This window comes from Paenibacillus sp. FSL H7-0703 (assembly GCF_038003485.1).
Classification (GTDB): domain Bacteria; phylum Bacillota; class Bacilli; order Paenibacillales; family Paenibacillaceae; genus Paenibacillus; species Paenibacillus polymyxa_B.
On record NZ_JBBOPF010000001.1, the window covers coordinates 4689869 to 4711983 of the forward strand.

A 22115-nucleotide genomic window follows, 5' to 3' on the forward strand; every position below is an offset into this window, starting at 1 on the left:
TGTTGATTACTTCGGAACATGTTCATTTTATCGGTATCGGCGGCTACGGGATGAGCGCGATTGCTCGGGTCATGCTGGAGATGGGTTATACTGTGACTGGCTCAGATGTGGCATCACAGGAGCTGACAGAAAAACTGGCGGCAAAAGGCGCAAAAATATATATTGGACACACACCTGAGCATATTGCAGGCGCGGATATCGTCGTCTATTCAACAGCATTGTCACGTGACAATGTGGAGCGGGTGGCAGCGGAGGAATTGAATATTCCAACTCTGCATCGTTCGCAAATGCTGGCTCGCTTGCTTAACGAACGGAAGGGAATAGCTGTTGCGGGTGCGCACGGTAAAACGACAACCTCTTCCATGATCGCTCTGGTTATGGAAAGATGTAACGTTGATCCAACGTATATTATTGGCGGCGAAATCACGAATTTGGGGACGAATGCCAAAGCAGGTAAAAGCGAGTTTGTCGTTGCTGAGGCGGATGAGAGTGATGGTTCTTTCCTGCAATATCATCCTTGGCAAGGCATTGTAACCAATATTGAAGCGGATCATTTGGAAAATTACGATGGCGACTTTAATCGTCTGAAAAGTGCCTATGTACAGTTTTTGAGTCAAATTCGACCGGATGGGGCGGCTATTGTATGTGCAGATGATCAGAACATCCGGGAAATGCTTCCTCAGCTCCAGACTCGGGTCATTACTTATGGAGTGGAGCATGAAGCGGATTATATGGCGACAGATATCCAATTAGGTGACCGTCGATTAAGCTTCACTATGAGCCGTAAGGGAACAGCACTCGGAACGATCGAACTATCTGTACCAGGTAAACATAACATGTATAATGCGATGGCTACTGTGATTTCCTGTTTGGAAGCAGGGATTCCATTCGATCAAATCGCTGCTACTATTGTAGAATTTCACGGAGCGAAGCGTCGTTTTCAAGTACTAGGTGAAAGCAATGACATACTGATTATTGATGACTATGCGCATCACCCAACAGAGATTGAGGCTACGATTAGCGCAGCGAGAGCGACTGGCAAGCGTATTATTGCTGTATTCCAACCGCAACGCTATAGCCGCACCTTTTTCCTGCTCGATGCGTTTAGCCGTGCGTTTAGCGAGGCTAGTGAAGTCATCATTACCGATATTTATTCACCAGCGGGAGAAAAACAGATTGAAGGCGTGCATTCTTCCAAGCTCGTGGATTTAATCGTCCAAAACAGCAATGCTAATGCAATCTATTTGCCGACCAAAGAAGCCGTGATCGAGGAGTTGAAAGATCGATTACAGCCGGGTGATCTTGTGCTGACGATGGGAGCGGGAGATATCTGGAAAGCAGGTGACGCGTTAGCGCGCCATCTTCGCGGACAGCAAGTGTAATACGTATAAAAAAGAGCTGTTACGCCAATGAATTACATTTATTCAAGGGTATTCCGAACACGACTGTGTTTCGGGATACCTTTTTTTGTAATGCTGGGGCATATATTCTTAGCTTGACTCATACAACAGACTATGAGGAAGTATGGGACAAGGAGGGAGTGCATCCATGAACAAGACCAAGATGACATTCCGGTTCGACCAACAGTTGCCGGAGACAAGCCGGGAGGATAAGCTACAGGTGCTTCCGTACAAAAACGAGTCGATTACGAACGAACAGCGTGAAACGATTAGAGATAAGGAGTTATATCAAAAAGATAAGCTTCATCAAGCTGATAACCCGCAAAAAGGAACGGATCGAATTAGAGGAATGAATAAAAATGCTGTAACTACGCAAGAAGCAGAGCTCAATGAGCCTGAGGATCTGAATAAACGCATTTCAAGTCGGCGCTTTGCTCCGACATTAAGAGTACAAGAGGGATGGGATGACCCCTTTGGCCGTTCGGCGGCTTCTTGGTCAGATGCGGACGTTCTACCAGATAGCCTAGAAGAGAATGAGGAAGCTTATCGTTCTGGCCAAGAGTACAGAAAACGTCCGCCCCACCCTTCTAGATGGAAACTGGTTGGTTCTGTAGCCAGCGCACTGGTGACCGGGGGTATGTTTGGATATATTATGTTGTTACTGTTTAACGGAGGAGGCATGGTCCCGGGAGCAGATCCCTCAGTAGAGGAGGCTGTACCGGTCTTTAAAGAATCCGTTGGTGTGGATGCAATATCTGCAAAAGAGAATTCTGTCCCTGTCACTGTCATAGAGGCTCAGGTACCTCCACAAACCTACTATTTGCTGCAATATGGGGTTTTCAGCACTCCAGAACGGGCCTTACAAGCAAAAGAAGAACTGTTGAAGGCAGGCATTGCAGCAGGAGGGGATACCGAGGACCAAAACCGGGTATATGCAGGAATATCACCGGATAGGGAGCAAGCTAAGTTACTCAGCAATCAGTTGAAAACACAAGGAGTCGAATTGTATGTTCGTGAGCTTGAATTGCCTGGATTCGAAAAAGCGGCTTACGGAGGCGAAGGCGATAAACTCACTGGCTTTTTTCAGTTAAGTAGTTCATTGGTGGGTAAGTTGAGCGGACTTTCCTCAACCTTGCTGGGAGAAGGAGGTGCGAATACGGTGCCAGCCTCCGACATGAAGGAGCTGAACGACCTGCATCAGCAGTGGACACAAAATATCACTGCACTTCCTACCGGTCTTCCAAAGGAAGCGGTTGCTTCCGCAACCTCACTTGAAAAGGCGATGAACAGCGCGATCTCTGCACTTGGGGAATACAATAAGAATACAGCCAAGGAACACATTTGGGAGATTCAGTCCTCCATGATGGAATATGTTTTGCGTGAGAAGGAATTTATCCAATTCATAAAACAATAGACTAACCATATTTTCCGGCAAGGAACTGGAAATAGTTCCCCTTGCCGGATTTCTGTTTGTATTGCAGTACAAATCACCGTATAATAATGAAGGTGTCAAAAAATGGCGAGGGAAGATCAGGATGAAAAAAAATGTAGGAATGCTTATACTGTTTTTGTTGCTCGGTTGGCTCTTGGGTGCATGGATTGCCAAAGCTCTTCAATCGATCAAGTTCCTTTCCTTTCTGACCCACCCCACTAGGATATCTTGGTCGCCGAGAGCGGACCTGGATATTATCAGCTACAACATAACGATAAATTTTGAATTGAGCCTGCTTAGTCTGATCGGCATCATTGCCGCGTTCTGGCTGTACCGCAGGCTCTAACTGATGAAAAGGAGCTTCCCTTATGGACGGGAAAATTACGCCCCGCATTATTCTGGCATCGACTTCACCAAGAAGGAAGGAATTACTCGCATTTTTGAGACTCCCCTTTGAGGTGGTGCCGAGTCATGCGGATGAGAGCACGCCTGAGAGCTGGACGCCTCAGCAAATCGTGGAGACCCTTGCGGCACGCAAAGCCGAAGCGGTCGTGAACACCGCCACTCAGTCGAAGGAAGCCGGACTGGTGATTGGCAGTGATACCATTGTCGTGCTGGATGGTTCGGTACTGGGCAAGCCTGCCGACCATGCGGACGCGGTTCGCATGCTGACTGCATTGCAGGGAAGAACACACCGTGTGTACACCGGGGTAGCCTGCATACATACCGGAACCGGCGAAATGCTTGTCAGACATCGCCAAACGGAGGTTACAATGAAGCCTCTGAGTCAAGAGCAAATTGTGGCATACGTGAATACTGGTGAACCGTCTGATAAAGCAGGAGCGTATGGCATTCAAGGCATGGGTGCTACGCTGGTGGAATCTATTCAGGGTTGTTATTTTAACGTCGTAGGATTGCCGCTTTCCTTGCTGTCGGACATGCTGTCCGATTTTGGAGTGAATGTGTTGCGTCCATAAAGGGGATAAACATATGCTGGAGTCGCCAATACTGATGCTTCGCGACCTCCCCCATGAAGAACGACCAAGAGAGCGCATGATGACATATGGGGCGGATGCCTTAAGCAACGCGGAGTTGCTGGCAATATTGCTGCGTACAGGAACGCAAAATGAGTCTTCGGTGCATTTAGCGCAGCGTATTTTGCAGCAGGCAGGAAATTTGCGTCAACTGGTGGATATGAGCTTGAGCGAGTTGACCCAGATTAAGGGCATTGGGGATGCTAAAGCGATACAGCTAAAAGCGGGTATCGAACTGGGGCGTCGATTAGCATTGTCTCGCCATTTGGAGACTCCGGTGATTAGTTGCCCGCGGGATGTGGCAGATCTGCTGTTTGAGCAGCTTCGTTATTTGCAGAAAGAGCATTTTGTATGCTTGTTCCTTAATACTAAAAATCATGTCATTGCTCAGGAAACACTATCTATGGGTAGCCTGAATTCTGCCATCGTGCATCCTCGTGAAGTATTTCGGGCAGCAATCAAATGCAGCAGTGCTTCAATAATTTGCGCTCATAACCATCCGAGCGGTGATCCGAAGCCAAGCCCGGAGGATGTTCAGTTGACTCGCCGCCTGATGGAAGCGGGCAACATCGTGGGTATCGACGTGCTTGATCATATTGTGATCGGGGACGGGACCTTTGTAAGTTTGAAGGAACAAGGTCTGATATAATATAATATTTAAATCAAACATTTAAACACGACCGGATAATCCGGCCTGAATAAACCGTTTATACATGGATAACAGATTTCAGGGAAGAGAAAAGGAGATTACATCATGCTGGGTGGCTTTACAAAAGATTTGGGAATAGACTTGGGGACGGCAAACACGCTTGTATACGTAAGAGGTAAAGGAATTGTGGTTCGTGAACCATCTGTAGTTGCTTTGCGTACAGATACAAAAACCATTGAGGCTGTTGGTGAATCTGCGAAAAAAATGATCGGTCGCACACCGGGAAATATCCGTGCGATTCGTCCGATGAAGGACGGTGTCATTGCTGATTTTGATACAACAGCAACGATGATCAAATATTTTATCCGTCAGGCGCAAGCCCAACGCTCTTTGTTTCCACGTCATCCGAACGTGATGGTTTGTGTGCCTTCAGGCATTACTGCGGTGGAGCAGCGTGCTGTTGAAGATGCGACGAAGCAAGCAGGTGCAAGAGAGGCATATACGATAGAGGAGCCGTTTGCAGCAGCAATTGGCGCTGATCTTCCTGTATGGGAGCCAACAGGAAGTATGGTTGTCGATATCGGCGGAGGTACAACCGAGGTGGCAGTCATCTCCCTGGGCGGGATTGTAACAAGCCGCTCTGTGCGTGTGGCAGGTGATGAAATGGACGAGTCCATCATCCAATACGTAAAGCGTCAATACAATCTGATGATTGGTGAACGGACTTCAGAGCAACTGAAAATGGAAGTTGGCTCAGCTATGCCATTAGAGCAAGTGGAAACCTCGGAAATCCGCGGACGTGATCTGGTAACAGGTTTGCCGAAGACAATTACGATTACTTCTGATGAAATTAGCGAAGCATTATCGGATACAGTCAATGCAATCGTGGATGCGGTCAAAGTAACACTGGAAAAATGCCCTCCCGAGTTGGCAGCGGACATCATGGATAGAGGAATCGTACTGACTGGTGGTGGAGCACTTCTGCGTAATCTGGACAAGCTGTTGGCAGGTGAAACCGGAATGCCGGTGATCGTAGCAGAAAATCCTCTGGATTGTGTGGCAATCGGTACAGGCAGAGCGCTGGAAAATATTCATTTGTTCAAATCGCGCAGCAGTTCTGCCGTCCGTTCCAAACGTTGAATCGGGGGTGTAGGAACTGTTTAAGCTGTTTGGCAATAAAAGACTATTTGTTCTATTGATCGGAATCGTTCTGTTTATTGCCCTTATGGGGATTACACTTGGACAGAGAAATTCCTTAACCTGGCCCGAGAAGTTCGCCAGAGATTCAATTGGCTTTGTGCAAGGTATCTTTTACAGGCCCGCTTCAGCAATAGCGGGCTTCTTTGAAGATATCGGAAATATGCGCAGCATCTACGAAGAAAATGAACGATTAAAAATTGCTGTGGCAAAGCTGACTCGTGACCAGATTCAGACCCATAATTATGTTGAAACAAATGCCAGACTGCAGAATGAACTGAAGTTCACCCAAACGCAAAAAGCGAAAAATAATTATGATTATCGCGTTGCTCAAGTGAACAGCGTCAGCAATGATTCCAAAACGCTTGTGATTGATATTGGTGAGAAGGACGGAGCGAAGGTTGGTCAGGAAGTCAGTTCGCTTGAAGGATTTGTAGGAGTCATTAGTCGTACGGGGAATTTTACGTCCACCGTTACGTTGTTGACTACATTGGATCCTAAAAATCCGAATTCTTATGCCATTGCAGCGACAGTCTTGGGCAAGGAAAATCAATCGTTTGGTATGATTGAAAGCTATGATCCGGGTACGAACAGATTTCAAATGACTCGCATTGAAGAAAAAGACCCAATCGCAAAGGGCGATCAGATTATTACATCTGGTGCAGGTGGGAAATTCCGCAAAAACCTAATGATTGGAACGGTAGAGAAGATTCAGGTTGGGGAATTTGGCAAAACACGAACAGCGATTATTAAACCGGCAGCCAGCTTTGTGGATTGGAAAGAACTGCTCATCCTTTATACTCCTGAGGTACCGGAATAATGAAGATGCGCGGTCAGGTTCTAATACTGCTGCTGTTTGTACTGTTTATAGCTGAAGGGACGATTCTTCCGTGGCTTCTTCCGGATAGTTGGCATTCAAGAATGGTTCCGAATTTTGTATATGTCGTGATCTTGTTTGTGTCTGTGTATTACAGCCGTCATACAGCATTGGTGCTAGGTATTGTTTTTGGACTTATTCATGATGTAGTGTTCTACGGGTTTATCATTGGGCCTTACTCTTTTGCAATGGGGTTGTCTGCATACTTATTGGGGCTTGTTTTTACAGCACGACGTGCGCCGATGCCCATTATGATGGCAGCCGTGTTGATTGGTAGTTTCCTGCTGGATTCTATGCTTTTTGCTATTGATCAGCTGTTCCAGCTGAATCATCAGACTTTCAATTGGGCACTTGCTCAGTATATGATTCCTGATTTATTTATCCATTTTCTGTTCGCCCTCATCATTTATGTCCCGGTTCGCAAGCAATTGCAGCGTTTGGGTACCCGTGTGAAAAAGGAAGAGGCCGTCTAGGTCTTTTTACACACATTTTGTCCGGGTTAGCAGGGATTTGACGTCCCGGGGACGAAATGATTGAGATAGGAGGGACAGGCTAATGGCGGTGAAATCGAATCATGTCACGATTAAAGGCATCAAAGATGGCCTGGTATTCCTGCTGGACGATCAATGCGAGTTTGAGGATTTGCTAGGTGAGCTGCGTTTTAAGCTGGAGCACAGTCATCAAAATATTTTAACAGGCCCGATCATTCATGTGGATATTAAGCTGGGAAGCCGAGAAGTGACAGAGGAACAGAAGGAAAGTATTCTGGAGATCTTGAAGCAAAAGGGGAATCTGCTCATCAGGTCTGTAGAATCACCTGGACTGCCTGTGGAAGTGCAGGGAAAGCCCCCTATTCACACGGTGACAGGGATTATCCGTTCTGGTCAAGTGCTTCATCACAATGGGAACCTACTCTTTTTGGGAGATGTAAACCCGGGTGGAATTATAACATGTACTGGTGATATTTATGTCCTCGGCGCTTTGCGAGGCATGGCGCATGCAGGGATGGAGGGAAATAGTGAAGCGATCATTGCGGCTTCCTATTTTGCACCGACACAGCTGCGAATTTCCGAAATGATCAGCCGTCCACCAGACGAATGGGAGACACGTGAATCCGGTATGGAATTTGCGTATCTCAAGGATGGCGCTATGCAAATAGATAAAATGAGCAATATTGTGCGTCTGGGCCGCGATTTTAACGTGTTCAAAGGGGTGTAGCACATGGGAGAGGCTATCGTCGTCACTTCAGGAAAAGGCGGCGTCGGCAAAACGACGACGTCAGCCAATATAGGAACAGCGCTTGCACTGCTCGGCAAAAAGGTATGTTTGGTGGATACGGATATCGGTTTGCGTAATCTAGACGTTGTGATGGGTCTGGAAAACCGGATTATTTATGACCTTGTTGATGTAGCGGAAGGTCGTTGCCGTTTAAATCAGGCACTGGTTAAGGACAAGCGTTTTGAGGAGCTGTATATGCTGCCAGCCGCTCAAACCAAGGACAAGAGTGCTGTTACGCCGGAGCAAGTTAAGGATATTATTTTGGAGCTTAAAAAGGATTTTGAATATATATTGATCGACTGCCCTGCGGGTATTGAACAGGGCTTTAAAAATGCCATTGCCGGGGCCGATCAGGCCATTGTTGTGACCACCCCGGAAAATGCAGCCGTACGTGATGCAGACCGGGTAATTGGTTTACTGGAAAGCTCACATGTGGTATCACCCAAGCTGGTGGTTAACCGCATTCGCAATAGCATGGTTAAATCCGGAGATATGTTGGATATTGATGGGATTTTACAAGTGCTTAGCATAGACCTTATTGGGATTGTGCCGGATGATGAAATGGTAATTAAAGCCGCTAATACAGGGGAGCCTACCGTTATGAATCCAGATTCACAGGCCGCGATTGCTTATCGTAACATTGCGAGACGAATCTTGGGCGATACAGTGCCCCTCATGCAGCTGGACCAGAAGAAAAGCGTGATGACACGCTTTAAGAAGTTTTTTGGTATGGGTGGATGAGAAAATTGTAATACTAGACACTTAAATAAGTGATAATCTTATTTAAGTGTTTTTGGTTTATCTTTTTAAATTCCTATAATACGGTTTCTCAAAATTTAGAGTCACTACATAAATATCATAAATACAAAACATATCCGGTGCGCTAGCGCCGGTTTTTTTGATTTTTAGGTCCGTAATCCCGAACCGGACAACATAAGTTGAAGCCCGTCCTCATAAGATGTATCAAACATACCTCGCTGAGGGGGCTGAACAGGATGAATAAAAATTCCGGAATCAAGCAGCGCAGAGAAGAACGTATACAGCAGCTAATCGCGGGAAGCAAAGCGGAGATGTATCCCTCTGGCATATATCAGAACAGGCACGGGGATAAAGATATGAAGTCGATGCCTATAGTCAGTGCCAACTCGCCCAGAGACCCAGAAACTGAGTGGAAAAATGAACGGCAACGCTGGCAGCAATCTTTTGAGACGAATCGTGGTCCGTCTTTTTGGACTTCCTTTTGGCGAAGATCAGTCATAGCAACGGTGTTATTTGGAATGGTATGGGGAATGTTTCGTTGGGATATTCCCTATGCAGTGAATTTGAGAATGTTTATTGCGGATGCCTTGAATAAGGATATGGATTTTGCAGCCGTCGGACAATGGTATGAAACTTATTTTGACGGAGCACCTTCCTTTTTGCCGATTTTTGGCGAGGAGCATGAAACGCACAAGGTAGACGCAAGTCGAAAGGGCTCTCCACCGATTGAAGGCAATATAACACAGCCTTTTGTACTGAGCCTTAAAGGGGTAGAAATTACGCCGAATGTTACCGATAACGGGGCAATCGCTGTTAAAAGTATAGATGCAGGTCGAGTATTAGACATATTAAATCATCCCAAAAGCGGGATTTCGATTACAATTCGACACACTGGCGGTATCACAGCAACTTACGGAAGGCTTTCCCGCTCTACCTTAAAAGTGAACGACTGGGTTCAGGAGGGAGATGAGATCGGTGTACTGCCAGCAAGTCACAGCGGCAGCGAGGCGGCGACTTTGTTTTTGGCAGTTCAGAGAGGGGATCAATACATTGACCCGTCGGAAGTGGTAGCCCTTGATTAATGTCCGAGGGGTGACCTTATCACTACATCCACTGTTTGTATTGGTTATGCTGACCTCTATATTAACAGGACATTTTATCGAGATCATAACTTTATTTACATTGGTGTTTATTCATGAGCTAGGTCATGCGACAGCTGCTTCGTTGTTGGGTGCGCGGGTGCTTTCCATACAGATGTTACCCTTTGGAGGAGTGGCGGTCATTGAGGATCAGGGGAAGCTCAATGCGTGGAAGGAGATTGTCATTGCGCTAGCGGGGCCCCTGCAAAACGGAATCATGATCATCATCCTTTTGTGGTTCAGAAATGTGAGTGGACTGGAGTATGATTATGTAAATTATATCATTCAGGGGAATGCAGTTATTGCACTGTTTAATTTGCTGCCCATTTTACCACTTGACGGTGGAAAAATATTGCAGGCACTGATTAGCTTATCTTGTTCTTATCACCGCACATTAGTGTGGACTTTTAGAGCCAGTATCGTAACGAGTTTGCTATTTTGTATATATGGTATTTCGCCGTTGTTAAGGCAAAATGGACCTATCCATTTAAATCTGCTGGCGGTAGGGATTTTTTTGCTTTATTCTAATATTGTGGATTATCGGAATATCCCTTACCGTTTTATACGGTTTTTGCTGGGGAGGGACGAGCTTTTTTACCACGAAGTAGCTAAGGGAAGTATTGCCTTACCTATTGTATCCCTGCCAGTGAAACATTTGGAGCCTATTTTGCGTCTTTTCAGAAGAGATCGGTATCATATGGTTTATGTTATGAATGAACAGGGACGGATTGTAGCCGTATTGCCGGAGCAACGTCTTATTCGCTCTTATTTTGCGACACGCCCGCCAGATGGTGGAGAACCCAAGCCCAAATAATGTTTTATGAGTTAAGGAAGAGGCTGTATCCAGAGAGGTTGAAAAACCATGAAGCAAATGATTGTACAATGCCAGCAGCAGATGACCCAAATGGCACTGTTGGAAGAGGGACGATTGGTTGAATATGCGGCTGAACTACCGCGAAAACGGGGAATTCTAGGTTCTTTTTTCAAAGCGAGGGTGGTCAATGTGCTACCAGGTATGCAAGCCGCCTTTGTTGACATTGGACAGCGAAAGAATGCCTTTTTGTATGTAGATGACGTACTTCATGCTCATTTGGACAAGCAGCCGGAGGTAAAGCCATCCATTTCTGAAGTGCTAAAGGTAGGGCAGGAAATTGTAGTACAGGTATTAAAAGAGGCTGTTGGTAGCAAAGGAGCGAGGGTCACCACTCATTTTTCACTTCCGGGTCGCTGGATCGTATATATGCCCCGTGCTGATTATGTGGCCGTGTCCAAGAAGATCGAACGTGAGGGCGAACGTACCCGTTTGAAAGCAATGGGAGAGCAGCTACGCACAAGCGAGGAAGGACTCATAATCCGTACCGTTTCGGAGGACATGAGTATAGAGGCGATTGAAAATGATCTGAATCAACTACGTAAGCAGTGGGCGGCTATTCAGCGTAAAGCTGGTGAACACTCGGCTCCGTGCGAATTACACCGGGATTTAAGTATTGTTCAGCGGTTGATTCGGGATGTGTTTACACCTGAACAGGATGAACTGGTCATTGACAGTGAAGAGCAAGCAAAGGATGCAGAAATAATGCTGCAACAGATTGGTCCTGCGAAAGCTCATGTAAGTATATTTCATGGTCCAGAAGAAACAATTTTCAAAGCTTATGGCGTTCATGAGCAGCTGGAACGCGATTTTGCGCGAAAGGTATGGCTGCAGGGCGGCGGATACATTGTCATTGATCATACGGAGGCATTAACCGTCATTGATGTGAATACCGGGAAGTTTACGGGAGGCAGTAATCTGGAAGAAACGGTGACCCGGACTAACATTGAAGCAGCTGAAGAGATTGCCCGCCTGGTACGTGTGCGTGATATTGGTGGTATCATCATCATTGATTTTATTGACATGGAACAAGAGGAGAACCGTCGGGAAGTATCCTCTGTGCTGGAAGCAAGATTGAAGAAGGATCGGACCAAATCTTATGTTGTCGGTTGGACGCGGTTAGGTTTGCTGGAAATGACCCGCAAAAAAGTGCGTGAGGAAAAGACGCTCGTGTAGAGCGATGCGTAACCAAAAATCATTTTAAAACTAAAGGTTGAATGTGTACAAAGCTTGTGCTACAATCATTTAGTATGTGTGATGCGTAAGATTGGCTGCACATGCTGTAACCGCTCCAATCAGGTACTGAAGTGCAGCATCCTAAGGGAATCTGCCACCTGCTATTAGGCGAGTCTGAGACATAAGGAGGTGCAAGCAAATGTACGCAATTATCGAAACAGGTGGTAAGCAATACAAAGTTCAAGAGGGCGACGTATTGTTCATCGAGAAGTTGGAAGCTAATGATGGTGAAACTGTAACGTTCGATCGTGTTCTGGCAGTGTCCGGCGACAATGGCTTGACAGCAGGTACACCGCTTCTTTCTGGAGCTTCTGTAACAGCTAAAGTTGAGAAGCATGGTCAAGGTCAAAAGGTCATCGTATACAAATACAAACCTAAAAAGAACTACCATGTGAAGCAAGGTCATCGTCAACCGTACACGAAAGTGACGATTGAAAAAATCCAAGCGTAAGAGGGTGCGATAAGTGATTATCGTGCGTATTACACGACTGGAGGATGGCAGCATACAGGGGTTTTCCGTTAAAGGACATGCAAATTTCGCTAAATCTGGCGAGGATATCGTATGTGCTGGCGTTTCGGCGGTAACAGTAGGAACTGTCAATTCGATTGGAGCTCTTACGGACGTTGAGATGGAAACGGAAATGGAAAACGGCTTTTTAAGCGCGTATCTTTCTCCTGAAAGTTATCATGATGCGAACGCACAGATTCAACTGTTGCTGGAGTCCATGGTGATTATGCTGACAAGTATTGCTGAATCATACGGTAAGTATATTCAAATAGAAAATAATCAAAGAAGGAGGTAGACATCATGTTGAAATTGACATTGGATCTTCAATTATTCGCATCGAAAAAAGGTGTAGGTTCCACAAAAAACGGACGTGACAGTAAATCGAAACGTCTTGGAGTGAAACGTGCTGACGGTCAAGCAGTTACCGGCGGTAGCATCCTGGTTCGTCAACGCGGAACGAAAATTCACCCGGGCACGAACGTGGGCATCGGTAAGGACGACACTCTGTTCGCGAAAGTGGACGGCGTTGTGAAGTTCGAACGTTGGGGCCGTGATCGTAAAAAGGTGAGCATCTACCCGATCGACGTTGCTCCAGTAGCAGCTACTGTAGAAGCTTAATAGCGGCTTAGACACGCTGAAAAGCCTCCGGCACTTTTGTCGGAGGCTTTTTTGCATGATGGTAATGAACTGGAAAGTTAGTCTGTGCTATACTGGATTTAAGGTTCTTTAATAATCCATTTAATTTCGCAGAACGGAGAGAAGCCATGTTCCAGCGGATAAGAGCGCCTTATCTGGCGTTGGGTTCCATTCTGATTCCTTTGGTTTTTTCACTGCTCTATCCTAAAGTATTAACGATTATCTTATTAGCAGTATGGTCTGTAGTTGCTGCATGCTTTGGTATTTGGTATACGCAAAGACAGATTGAGTATGAACGGAAAGCTGCTTTGCGTTCTTTTGAACGTACAGCGATTTCAATGCTTAACCATCATCGGCATGACTGGATGAATGACTTGCAGGTGCTTTATGGATATATTCGTATGAATAAGCATGATAAATCTGTTGCTTATGTGGAAACAATAAAAGGGCGCGTGGCGGAAGACAGTAAAATATCTAAGTTGGGTATTCCCTCACTGGTGTTTTATTTGCAGTCTTTTCGCGTGAACGCCGGTAATTTACAGTTGTCGGTACAGGTTGAGGAGCAGTTAAAGTTAGACGCTGTCATGTCTCCCGAAGACGGCGAGTCGCTTGCCTCGGCCGTCATAGAAACGGTGCGTGCGTATCAATATGGCGGGGGCCGGTCGTCCTGGGGAGAAGTGCGCAGATTGACACTTTTTTTCGGTATGGATCAGAATGATGTTATCGTCCGTTTTGAAGGAAGTGACATACCTGCGGATTTGAATATCCTAAAGCAGGTCAGATCCGTACCCGGAAGTAAACGCATTCGAACAGAGAAGCTTCCTACGGGCGAAATGCTTCAAATTCGGATGCAGTGCCAGACATAAGGAAGGTGTAACCATGTTTGTAGATAAAGCGAAGATTTTTGTTAAAGGCGGTGACGGTGGAGACGGATTAATTGCGTTTCGCCGTGAGAAATACGTTCCTGAAGGTGGCCCAGGTGGTGGTGACGGAGGGAACGGTGGTGACGTAATTTTCCGTGTAGATGAGGGTTTGCGTACCTTGATGGATTTTCGGTACCAACGTCATTTTAAAGCCCAGCGTGGAGTAAAAGGTCGCAATAAAAGCCAACACGGAGCCAATGCGGAGCACATGATCGTACGTATACCACCGGGAACGGTCATCATAGATGATGATACTGGTGAAGTAGTAGCAGATATGACACGTCATGGTCAACAAGTCGTCGTAGCTAAAGGAGGACGCGGAGGGCGCGGGAACATCCGTTTTGCTACGCCGAATAATCCAGCGCCTGAGTTGGCTGAGAACGGCGCAGAGGGACAAGAACGTTATATCACGCTTGAGTTAAAAGTAATGGCTGACGTAGGTTTGGTCGGGTTCCCTAGTGTTGGGAAGTCTACCTTGTTGTCGGTTGTATCTTCTGCAAAACCGAAAATTGGGGCCTACCACTTTACAACGATTACTCCGAATTTGGGCGTTGTGGATGTGGGTGATCATCGTAATTTTGTGATGGCGGATTTGCCTGGTTTGATTGAAGGAGCTCATGAAGGTATTGGGCTAGGACATGAATTTCTGCGGCACATTGAGCGGACGCGTATTATTATCCATGTCGTGGATATGGCTGGCTCTGAAGGACGTGACCCGTTTGAAGATTGGACTAAGATTAACGACGAATTGAAGCAATATAATGCAGCATTGGCTGAGCGTCCGCAAATTGTGGCGGCCAATAAAATGGATATGCCAGAAGCTGAAGAAAACTTGGCTCACTTCAAAGAGCAGATTGCTTCTATACGTCCTGATCTTGAAATCATGCCTATTTCCTCACTGACACGTCAAGGTGTGAAGGAACTACTCTACCGGGCTGCTGATTTGCTGGATCAAATACCGGACGAGCCAGTTGTTGAGGAAGTAGCAGAAGTCAATGAACGTAAGGTATTTAAGTTGGATACAGCAGAAGACGATGGCTTTACAATTGTACGTGAAAACGACACATTCGTGGTGCAGAGCCCTAAAATTGAGCGCATGATGAAGCGCATGCAGTTGAACTCGCATGATGCCATTTTGAAATTAGCAAGAACGTTACGCCACATGGGTGTGGATGCTGAGTTACGCAAGCGTGGCGCCAAAGATGGTACATCTGTACGCATTGCTGATTTCGAGTTCGAATTTGTTGAAGGCAGCAGCTACTACTAAAAATCAAATAAAGGTCTAAAACCTGAACGGTTACTGTACTATAGGAAACTCTATAGAAGGCAGTAGCCGTTTTTTGCATTGTTAGCTTGCCGATTTTCATGAGTTTCGATATAATGTCCTCTATATAAAAACATAAGTCTTTGAGGAGAGGACGTTCTTGAAAGAGCGCTATTACTTGGTACGGGAAGATATTTTGCCTGAAGCTATTGTTAAGACCATACAGGTGAAACTGCTACTGGCTTCAGGAGATGTTAAAACCGTGCATGATGCCGTGGAGCAAGTTGGGCTAAGCCGAAGCGCCTTTTATAAATATAAGGATGGCATACATTTGGTTAACCAGCTGGAGCGTGAGCGAATTGTCAATATCTCTATTGATTTAGAACATCAATCCGGAATGTTGTCCAGGGTGCTTGGCAGAGTGGCTGATTTCGGAGGCAATGTGCTGACGATCCAGCAAAGTATTCCACTGCAAGGCAGAGCCAACGTAGTTATCTCGGTAGAAATGTCCAGACTCAGTGAAGAGTTGGGTGTTCTACTGGAGGGCTTGGAGGACATCTCTGGAGTCAAACGTGTTCGCCTGATTGGGCAAGGTTAAGGCAATACAGTTCATTAGATATAAGTTTGCGGGAGGGGAATGGATGAAACCGGTCAAAGTAGGATTGTTAGGTTTGGGGACGGTAGGAACGGGAGTCGTTCGAATCGTAGAAGGCAATCAGGAAGATTTGAGCAGACAAGTCGGTTCACCGATCATCATTGAAAAAATAGCTGTAAAAAACATAGAAAAATATCGTTCCATTGAAGTGGACACGGCCAAGCTTACTGAGGACCCATGGGAAGTTATTCGAGACCCTGAAATTGATGTAATTATCGAAGTCATGGGCGGGGTTGATCAGACGAAGGAGTACATTCTTGAAGCGTTGGAGCGGGGTAAACACATCGTAACAGCTAACAAGGACTTAATGGCTTTGCACGGTTCTGAAGTATTGGCAAAGGCGCAGGAAAAGCAATGTGATATTTTTTATGAAGCTAGTGTAGCAGGCGGTATCCCGATTATTCGTACACTCATTGAAGGTTTCTCCTCCGACCGTATTACCCGCATTATGGGGATTGTGAACGGTACGACCAACTTTATTTTAACAAAAATGAGTCAGGAAGGGGCCTCGTACGAGGAAGTTCTCAAGGAAGCGCAGGAGCTTGGGTATGCTGAATCCGATCCGACCTCAGACGTGGAAGGACTGGATGCAGCTCGTAAAATGGCAATTCTCGGCACGCTCGGTTTCCGCTCTAATGTAGAGCTCAAGGATGTAAGTGTCAGCGGCATTTCAAAGGTAACCAGTGAAGATATTGCTTTTGCTAAAAAACTAGGATATGAAATGAAATTGCTCGGCATTGCAGAGCGTCAGGGTGATGAATTTACGATTAACGTTCAGCCGACCATGGTACGCAAGCAGCATCCATTGGCTTCGGTGAACGGGGTATTCAACGCGGTGTATGTGCATGGTGAAGCAGTGGGTGAAACCATGTTTTATGGTGCGGGTGCAGGTGAAATGCCGACGGCAACATCGGTTGTAGCTGATTTAGTAGCTGTAGTGAAAAATCTCAAACTTGGTGTCAATGGACTTAAAGCCATCGTTCCTTACAACCCTAAAAAAATTAGTAACGACGAAGATGTGTATTTCAAAAACTTCGTGCTTCTGCATGTGGATGATAAAGCAGGGGTGTTGGCACGGATTACGCAAGTATTTGCTGAATTTAATGTCAGTCTGGCATCTGTTGTGCAGCAACCGAATGAGGTTAACCCCGATGCTGAAATTATTATCGTGACTCATTTAGCCAGTAAAGCGAGTATGAAAAAGGTTTTGGAGCATTTTGAAACTTTAGACGTCATTCGTCGCATCAAGAGCGTATATCGAGTAGAGGGATAGTCAATAAAAGCAGGAGGAATTGTCTGTATGACCGTTTTAAAAACAGCAAGAGTGCGTGTGCCTGCGAGTACGGCCAACTTGGGTCCCGGCTTTGATACATTGGGCATGGCATTGTCCTTATATGCATGGATTGAAATGAAGGAGGCCGAACAGACGGCTTTTCATTTATACGGAGATGAAATGAATGGTGTTCCCCAAGATAAAACTAATCTGATTTTCAAGGTAGCACAAATGGTTTTTCGGGAAGCAGGTGTATCTGTTCCTGAGCTCGATATTTCGATGTACTCGGATATTCCGCTTACCCGCGGTTTGGGTAGCAGCGCTTCTGCTATTGTGGGCGCCTTGGTCGCTGCCAATACGTTGATTGGCTCGCCTCTGCCGGATTCCAAACTGTTCGATATGGCAAGCGCCATTGAAAAACATCCGGATAATGTTGGAGCTTCCCTATTTGGTGGTATTATTACAGCGATGTGGGATGGCGAGCATGCTAGGCATTTACGACTTGAACCGGATGCTAATCTGGAGGTTATGGTAGTTATTCCAGATTTTCAGCTATCCACGTCGAAAGCCAGAGAGGTTCTACCCGCGCATGTATCATTGAAGGATGCCGTATATAATATAAGTCATGCTTCCATGCTAGTAGCAGCATTGGCGTCGGGAAGAACCGATTTAATTGCCGAAGCGATGCGTGATCAGCTTCATCAGCCTTACCGTGCGGCGCTTGTGCCGGGTATGACAGAGATCCTGCAGGATGCGCACCATTATGGTGCCTTGGGTGTGGCTCTCAGTGGGGCTGGACCGACGCTGCTGGCATTGACGGATCAACGGGTGAATCGGAAAGCGGAGCTGGAGCAGTATTTAACGGATACCATGAACAAAGAGGGGATCACTGCTTCTGTTTTAAAATTGCGCCCTGAGAGTGAAGGAGTTAAAGTATATACAGAAGGGAATACACTCCCTTTTATGGATATGATTAAAGGGGAACTTACGATATGAAACGAATTGCACTTCTTCCTGAGGGGACCGTTTCTCATGAAGCGATTAAGTATTTGTTAGGAGATACGCCCCATGAATTACTGTTTTACAAGCATATTGCGGACGTATTTCAGGCAGTAGACAAGGGACAGGCAGACTATAGTGTAATTCCCATTGAAAATACGATTGATGGCTCTGTAAGTTTGCATATGGACTGGCTTGTACATGAAGTAGACATTCAAATGCAGGCGGAATGGGTATATCCTTCAATTCAAAATCTTATTGGACATCGTAGTGAGTTTACGAAGGATTTGGACAAGCTGGATTTGAGCAAAGTGGTCAAAATTATGTCTCATCCTGTAGCGCTTCCCCAGTGTAAAGAATTCATACAGGCTTCCGCTCCTCAGGCCGAGCTGGAGGGTGCAGGAAGTACGGCAGAAGCCGTCGAAATTGTTAAACATAACCCCGGTAAAGGCTGGACCGCTCTCGGAACCAAGCTCGCGGCTGCCAAACACGGATTGGATATTTTGGCCAGCAAAGTAACGGATCACGATAACAACTTTACCCGCTTTGTCTTGATCGGTCATCAACCTATAAGTCTCCCGGGTACGCCTGAAGGTCAACGAACCAGTATTTTGGTCACGCCGCCGCAGGATTTCCCGGGAGCGCTGCACCAGGTTTTATCCGCATTTGCATGGCGCAGGTTAAATCTGTCCCGTATTGAATCGCGTCCGACCAAAAAGCAATTGGGGAATTATTATTTTTACATTGAAGTTTTGGAATCTCTGCATTCCGTTCTGCTTCCGGCAGCCTTTGCAGAGATCGAGGCTTTGGGGTGCCATGTACGTGTTCTTGGCTCTTATCCAAGCTACAAGTATGTTGATGCAGCGATCGAACCTATTTTAAAGGAACATTAATCGGAGGTGTGGTTTTAATGGCAGAACAATGGATCTATCTGGATGGGCAGCATGTGACTAAGGAAAACGCAAAGGTTTCCGTATATGATCATGGATTCTTGTACGGAGACGGTATATTTGAGGGCATTCGTATCTATAACGGGAATATTTTTAAATGTAAGGAGCACTTGGAGCGTCTGTATGATTCTGCGAAATCCATTCAGTTAAACATTCCTTTGTCTCCTGATGAAATATTGGAAGCAATGGCTGAAACGATTCGTCTTAACGAAATGCGTAACGGATATATCCGTCTGATTGTATCCCGAGGTGCAGGAAATCTAGGTTTAGATCCTCTTCGTTGTGCGAAGGCGAGTGTCATCATTATCGTGGAGCAGCTCGCCATTTACCCGGAAGAAGCTTACTTGACTGGCCTGAAGACAATTTCTGTCTCTCAGCGTCGCAACATCCCAGACGCTTTGAATCCGAAGATTAAATCATTGAACTATCTCAACAATATCCTCGTGAAGATCCAGTCTAACTATGCTGGTGTAGGTGAGGCTATTATGCTCAATTCCCAAGGGTATGTGACGGAAGGCTCTGCGGACAACATTTTCATTGTCAAAAACGGAGTGTTATATACACCTCCTTGCTATTTAGGGGCGCTTGAAGGGATTACTCGTAATGCTATTATCGATTTGTGTGCTAAGCTTGGATACCCTCTTAAGGAACAACCTTTTACACTGCATGATGTATATGTTGCGGACGAGGTGTTTTTTACAGGAACTGCGGCAGAAGTTATTGCAGCTTATGAAGTGGATGGTCGTACGATCGGCTCCGGCGTTGCTGGCCCAGTGACTTTGGAGCTCCTGGCTGAGTTCCGTAAGATTGTGGATCAGGATGGCTACAAAGTGTGGCAGGACTAAAATAAAACCGAATCCTTTTAACTGAATGCTCGCGAGAGTATTCGGTTGAGAGGATTTTTTTGTTTGTATGGGGTCATTCGCCCGGGAGGTGCATAGGATGTAATAACAGAAGCCGGGCGTTTATCCCGCCCGAACGAAAGTCTAGGAGGTTTGTGACCTGTGAAAATACACATCGTCAAAAAAGGTGACACTCTGTACTTGCTGGCACAGAAGTATAATGTGACGCTGGAGAAAGTTATTGCCGCCAATCCCCAATTGGCAGACCCTAATCAGTTGAGTATCGGCGAGAAAATTAAAATTCCAACAGACCCTGTTACGATGGAAACACAGCCGTCAACGGTATATCAACACAAGGTTAAGCAAGGAGATTCATTGTGGAAGTTGTCCAAGGCGTGGAATGTACCGCTTAAGCTAATTATTGATGCCAATTCCCAGCTTAAAAACCCGAACGCACTTCTGGTTGGAGAAACAGTTAATATTCCACACTACAAAGAAGAGGCGTCTGATTTTACTGAGAATAAAAAAAATACCGCAGTCAAAGAAGAGATGACACAGCCTAAACCTGAATCCCCAACCAAGCAAGAACTTACCCAGCCCAAGGAGGAGTTGACGCAGCCTAAGCAGGAGAATATGCCTAGCCCCAAAGAAGAGATGACACAGCCGAAAGAAACAGTGAATCCTCCTAAGCTTCCTGAATTAAAACTGCCTGAAGTTCCTATGGCACCCGTAAATCCTGCTCCACCTCAAATGCAGCCCATAGTTACTCCACCTGCTCCACCTCAAATGCAACCTATAGTTACCCAACCCATCGCATCTAAGCCACAGCTTCCTACAACTATTGTGAAGCAACCTGTAGCTGAAAAATTTTGCGGCTGCACAAAATCGGAGCCGATGGTAAATTCCGAGTGGTCGATACAACAGCCGACATTTGATTATAGCCCACAAATAAATGCAATGCCGAACTCGTGGTATCCGGGGATTGAGTCTCCTCAAACTTGGGGGAATGCGCCTATAAATACCTCCTTAGCAGAACACGCCTCTCCTACTGTAGTTTCTGATCAGGGCTATCATCATGATTGTGAGCATCCATGGTGCTGGGGGCCTGTGCAGACACCACCTATAAATGCCCATCCAACACCTTATCCTGCCTATTCAGATTGCTGCGCCCCTGGATATTATCCGAGTCATGAGGCGTCTGAAAATGCATCCTACCCTGTCTATCCTCCATTTATCCATCAAGGGCATCCACAGCAGTATCCAGAGAGTACAGTCCAGGGCAGTCAATGGAGCCAGGCATGGGGAGGACCTCCATATGGTTCGCCTGCGGGTGGGCACGTGTCCGACTATAGCCAACTACAAGGACAACAATCTGCGAATTCCCCTTATCATCCGTTTGCGCATGGGAATGCACCTATGTATCCATTAGAGGGATATACAACACCCTATATGTTTATGCCAGACTGTGGATGCCGGGAAGAGAACGTCCAGTCGGCACCAGCAATTCCAGGAACGCAGGAGATTGGTAACAATCTGACTATTGCATCCCAAAATGAAGTTGGTTCTTCTTCTAAACCAAAGGATCGTAGCGTACGTAAAGGTAAATCAAAAGACAGCTCTGGCAGTACATCCAAAGAAGAGACATCCAAAGCCAAGGTTTCCAGTAAAAATGCTACTAATAAAAAGCAAAAATCCCGCTCCTCATCCTATAATGCACGTTCGCGTAAAAATCCGTGGATTAAGGACTGACGTGGCTATATGTAAAAGGAGAGGAACCTCCTGGTAGTGCCCGGCTTTATTATTCATTAAGAGGAAGAAATGAATGTTAAAGAGACTGTTATTCTGCTTGTGGGAATAATGGTCTCTTTATTTAAATGCAGTGATTTTAAAGATGAGAAAAAAACTAAAAAAAGGTGTTGCTTTTTAGCGTGATTTTGTGGTATATTCTTATAGCTGTCTTTTGCAAGATAGTTAGCAACACGAAAACAAAGCAGAATTGATTAAAAAATTCTTTTGAAAAAAAGTGTTGCAAAGACGTAGAAAACATGATATATTATTTAAGTCGCCGCTGAGATACGGTGGTGAAACAAAGCAAGGCATTATGTAGGTTTGATCTTTGAAAACTGAACAACGAGTGAGTAAAACGATTTTGTTCGCAAAATCAAACAAGAGATATTTTTATCTCGTCAGTTT

Annotated in this window: 24 protein-coding genes and 1 other annotated feature; all 24 genes read left to right on the forward strand. The window is 45.8% G+C overall.

Annotated elements, in window-relative coordinates:
• The first annotated feature begins 2 nt into the window (after positions 1-2).
• The 24 genes from murC (at position 3) to MHB46_RS21050 (ending at position 21671) form a co-directional block, all read left to right on the forward strand.
• The gene (gene murC / locus MHB46_RS20935) at positions 3-1382 is read left to right on the forward strand and encodes a UDP-N-acetylmuramate--L-alanine ligase (protein WP_013311605.1); all 1380 of its coding nucleotides are present in this window, start codon (positions 3-5) and stop codon (positions 1380-1382) included.
• Between the two features lie 166 nt (positions 1383-1548).
• The gene (locus tag MHB46_RS20940) at positions 1549-2814 is read left to right on the forward strand and encodes an SPOR domain-containing protein (RefSeq protein ID WP_341163294.1); all 1266 of its coding nucleotides are present in this window, start codon (positions 1549-1551) and stop codon (positions 2812-2814) included.
• 121 nt (positions 2815-2935) lie between these two features.
• On the forward strand, positions 2936-3178 hold the full coding sequence (locus MHB46_RS20945) for a DUF4321 domain-containing protein (RefSeq protein ID WP_023989955.1): 243 nt from the start codon (positions 2936-2938) through the stop codon (positions 3176-3178).
• A gap of 22 nt (positions 3179-3200) precedes the next feature.
• Positions 3201-3809, forward strand: coding sequence for a Maf family protein (locus MHB46_RS20950; RefSeq protein WP_061828812.1), 609 nt, complete (start codon positions 3201-3203; stop codon positions 3807-3809).
• A 13-nt stretch (positions 3810-3822) separates the two neighbouring features.
• Entirely contained in the window at positions 3823-4515 is a 693-nt protein-coding gene (radC, locus tag MHB46_RS20955; protein ID WP_025722728.1) for a RadC family protein, read from the forward strand.
• Between the two features lie 105 nt (positions 4516-4620).
• Positions 4621-5655 carry a rod shape-determining protein gene (locus MHB46_RS20960; protein ID WP_013311600.1) on the forward strand — a complete coding sequence of 345 codons (1035 nt, stop codon included), beginning with the start codon at positions 4621-4623 and terminating at the stop codon, positions 5653-5655.
• A 55-nt stretch (positions 5656-5710) separates the two neighbouring features.
• Positions 5711-6532, forward strand: a complete 822-nt coding sequence (gene mreC / locus MHB46_RS20965; RefSeq protein ID WP_043882320.1) for a rod shape-determining protein MreC — start codon at positions 5711-5713, stop codon at positions 6530-6532.
• The gene (gene mreD / locus MHB46_RS20970) at positions 6532-7062 is read left to right on the forward strand and encodes a rod shape-determining protein MreD (protein ID WP_069290212.1); all 531 of its coding nucleotides are present in this window, start codon (positions 6532-6534) and stop codon (positions 7060-7062) included. Before mreC ends, mreD begins: the two co-directional genes overlap by 1 nt.
• Positions 7063-7144: 82 nt before the next feature.
• On the forward strand, positions 7145-7807 hold the full coding sequence (gene minC / locus MHB46_RS20975) for a septum site-determining protein MinC (protein ID WP_013311597.1): 663 nt from the start codon (positions 7145-7147) through the stop codon (positions 7805-7807).
• 3 nt (positions 7808-7810) lie between these two features.
• Positions 7811-8608 (forward strand): septum site-determining protein MinD, encoded by a 798-nt coding sequence (minD, locus tag MHB46_RS20980; RefSeq protein ID WP_061828810.1) that lies wholly within the window; start codon positions 7811-7813, stop codon positions 8606-8608.
• Between the two features lie 254 nt (positions 8609-8862).
• Positions 8863-9708 carry a M23 family metallopeptidase gene (locus MHB46_RS20985; protein WP_341163295.1) on the forward strand — a complete coding sequence of 282 codons (846 nt, stop codon included), beginning with the start codon at positions 8863-8865 and terminating at the stop codon, positions 9706-9708.
• Complete coding sequence (locus MHB46_RS20990; protein WP_165179233.1) at positions 9701-10579, forward strand: M50 family metallopeptidase; 879 nt, start codon at positions 9701-9703, stop codon at positions 10577-10579. The genes MHB46_RS20985 and MHB46_RS20990 overlap by 8 nt, the downstream gene beginning before the upstream one ends.
• A gap of 48 nt (positions 10580-10627) precedes the next feature.
• Positions 10628-11812 (forward strand): Rne/Rng family ribonuclease, encoded by a 1185-nt coding sequence (locus MHB46_RS20995; protein ID WP_341163296.1) that lies wholly within the window; start codon positions 10628-10630, stop codon positions 11810-11812.
• A gap of 98 nt (positions 11813-11910) precedes the next feature.
• Positions 11911-11998, forward strand: a sequence feature (ribosomal protein L21 leader region).
• Positions 11999-12011: 13 nt separating this feature from the next.
• A complete protein-coding gene (gene rplU / locus MHB46_RS21000; protein WP_013311592.1) occupies positions 12012-12323 on the forward strand; it encodes a 50S ribosomal protein L21 in 312 nt (103 codons plus the stop codon).
• Between the two features lie 13 nt (positions 12324-12336).
• A complete protein-coding gene (locus MHB46_RS21005; RefSeq protein WP_341163297.1) occupies positions 12337-12675 on the forward strand; it encodes a ribosomal-processing cysteine protease Prp in 339 nt (112 codons plus the stop codon).
• A gap of 5 nt (positions 12676-12680) precedes the next feature.
• Positions 12681-12998, forward strand: a complete 318-nt coding sequence (gene rpmA / locus MHB46_RS21010) for a 50S ribosomal protein L27 (RefSeq protein ID WP_039272574.1) — start codon at positions 12681-12683, stop codon at positions 12996-12998.
• A gap of 146 nt (positions 12999-13144) precedes the next feature.
• A complete protein-coding gene (locus tag MHB46_RS21015; RefSeq protein WP_165179235.1) occupies positions 13145-13882 on the forward strand; it encodes a Spo0B domain-containing protein in 738 nt (245 codons plus the stop codon).
• 13 nt (positions 13883-13895) lie between these two features.
• Positions 13896-15206: a GTPase ObgE gene (obgE, locus tag MHB46_RS21020; RefSeq protein WP_341163298.1), complete on the forward strand. Its 1311-nt coding sequence runs from the start codon at positions 13896-13898 to the stop codon at positions 15204-15206.
• A gap of 157 nt (positions 15207-15363) precedes the next feature.
• Positions 15364-15801, forward strand: a complete 438-nt coding sequence (locus tag MHB46_RS21025) for an ACT domain-containing protein (RefSeq protein ID WP_013311587.1) — start codon at positions 15364-15366, stop codon at positions 15799-15801.
• 43 nt (positions 15802-15844) lie between these two features.
• On the forward strand, positions 15845-17131 hold the full coding sequence (locus tag MHB46_RS21030) for a homoserine dehydrogenase (RefSeq protein ID WP_069290208.1): 1287 nt from the start codon (positions 15845-15847) through the stop codon (positions 17129-17131).
• Between the two features lie 27 nt (positions 17132-17158).
• Positions 17159-18127 (forward strand): homoserine kinase, encoded by a 969-nt coding sequence (gene thrB, locus MHB46_RS21035; protein ID WP_341163299.1) that lies wholly within the window; start codon positions 17159-17161, stop codon positions 18125-18127.
• Complete coding sequence (gene pheA / locus MHB46_RS21040) at positions 18124-19023, forward strand: prephenate dehydratase (protein WP_341163300.1); 900 nt, start codon at positions 18124-18126, stop codon at positions 19021-19023. Before thrB ends, pheA begins: the two co-directional genes overlap by 4 nt.
• A gap of 17 nt (positions 19024-19040) precedes the next feature.
• Complete coding sequence (gene ilvE / locus MHB46_RS21045; protein ID WP_341163301.1) at positions 19041-19925, forward strand: branched-chain-amino-acid transaminase; 885 nt, start codon at positions 19041-19043, stop codon at positions 19923-19925.
• A gap of 159 nt (positions 19926-20084) precedes the next feature.
• Positions 20085-21671 carry a LysM peptidoglycan-binding domain-containing protein gene (locus MHB46_RS21050; RefSeq protein ID WP_341163302.1) on the forward strand — a complete coding sequence of 529 codons (1587 nt, stop codon included), beginning with the start codon at positions 20085-20087 and terminating at the stop codon, positions 21669-21671.
• Positions 21672-22115 lie beyond the last annotated feature (444 nt).

Bases quoted from the DNA above. Each gene is read 5' to 3' on its own strand.
- MHB46_RS20940 (WP_341163294.1), top strand. From the start codon at position 1,549: ATGAACAAGACCAAGATGACATTCCGGTTCGACCAACAGTTGCCGGAG.
- MHB46_RS20945 (WP_023989955.1), top strand. From the start codon at position 2,936: ATGAAAAAAAATGTAGGAATGCTTATACTGTTTTTGTTGCTCGGTTGG.
- MHB46_RS20950 (WP_061828812.1), top strand. From the start codon at position 3,201: ATGGACGGGAAAATTACGCCCCGCATTATTCTGGCATCGACTTCACCA.
- radC (WP_025722728.1), top strand. From the start codon at position 3,823: ATGCTGGAGTCGCCAATACTGATGCTTCGCGACCTCCCCCATGAAGAA.
- MHB46_RS20960 (WP_013311600.1), top strand. From the start codon at position 4,621: ATGCTGGGTGGCTTTACAAAAGATTTGGGAATAGACTTGGGGACGGCA.
- mreD (WP_069290212.1), top strand. From the start codon at position 6,532: ATGAAGATGCGCGGTCAGGTTCTAATACTGCTGCTGTTTGTACTGTTT.
- minC (WP_013311597.1), top strand. From the start codon at position 7,145: ATGGCGGTGAAATCGAATCATGTCACGATTAAAGGCATCAAAGATGGC.
- minD (WP_061828810.1), top strand. From the start codon at position 7,811: ATGGGAGAGGCTATCGTCGTCACTTCAGGAAAAGGCGGCGTCGGCAAA.
- MHB46_RS20985 (WP_341163295.1), top strand. From the start codon at position 8,863: ATGAATAAAAATTCCGGAATCAAGCAGCGCAGAGAAGAACGTATACAG.
- MHB46_RS20995 (WP_341163296.1), top strand. From the start codon at position 10,628: ATGAAGCAAATGATTGTACAATGCCAGCAGCAGATGACCCAAATGGCA.
- rplU (WP_013311592.1), top strand. From the start codon at position 12,012: ATGTACGCAATTATCGAAACAGGTGGTAAGCAATACAAAGTTCAAGAG.
- rpmA (WP_039272574.1), top strand. From the start codon at position 12,681: ATGTTGAAATTGACATTGGATCTTCAATTATTCGCATCGAAAAAAGGT.
- MHB46_RS21015 (WP_165179235.1), top strand. From the start codon at position 13,145: ATGTTCCAGCGGATAAGAGCGCCTTATCTGGCGTTGGGTTCCATTCTG.
- obgE (WP_341163298.1), top strand. From the start codon at position 13,896: ATGTTTGTAGATAAAGCGAAGATTTTTGTTAAAGGCGGTGACGGTGGA.
- MHB46_RS21030 (WP_069290208.1), top strand. From the start codon at position 15,845: ATGAAACCGGTCAAAGTAGGATTGTTAGGTTTGGGGACGGTAGGAACG.
- thrB (WP_341163299.1), top strand. From the start codon at position 17,159: ATGACCGTTTTAAAAACAGCAAGAGTGCGTGTGCCTGCGAGTACGGCC.
- pheA (WP_341163300.1), top strand. From the start codon at position 18,124: ATGAAACGAATTGCACTTCTTCCTGAGGGGACCGTTTCTCATGAAGCG.
- ilvE (WP_341163301.1), top strand. From the start codon at position 19,041: ATGGCAGAACAATGGATCTATCTGGATGGGCAGCATGTGACTAAGGAA.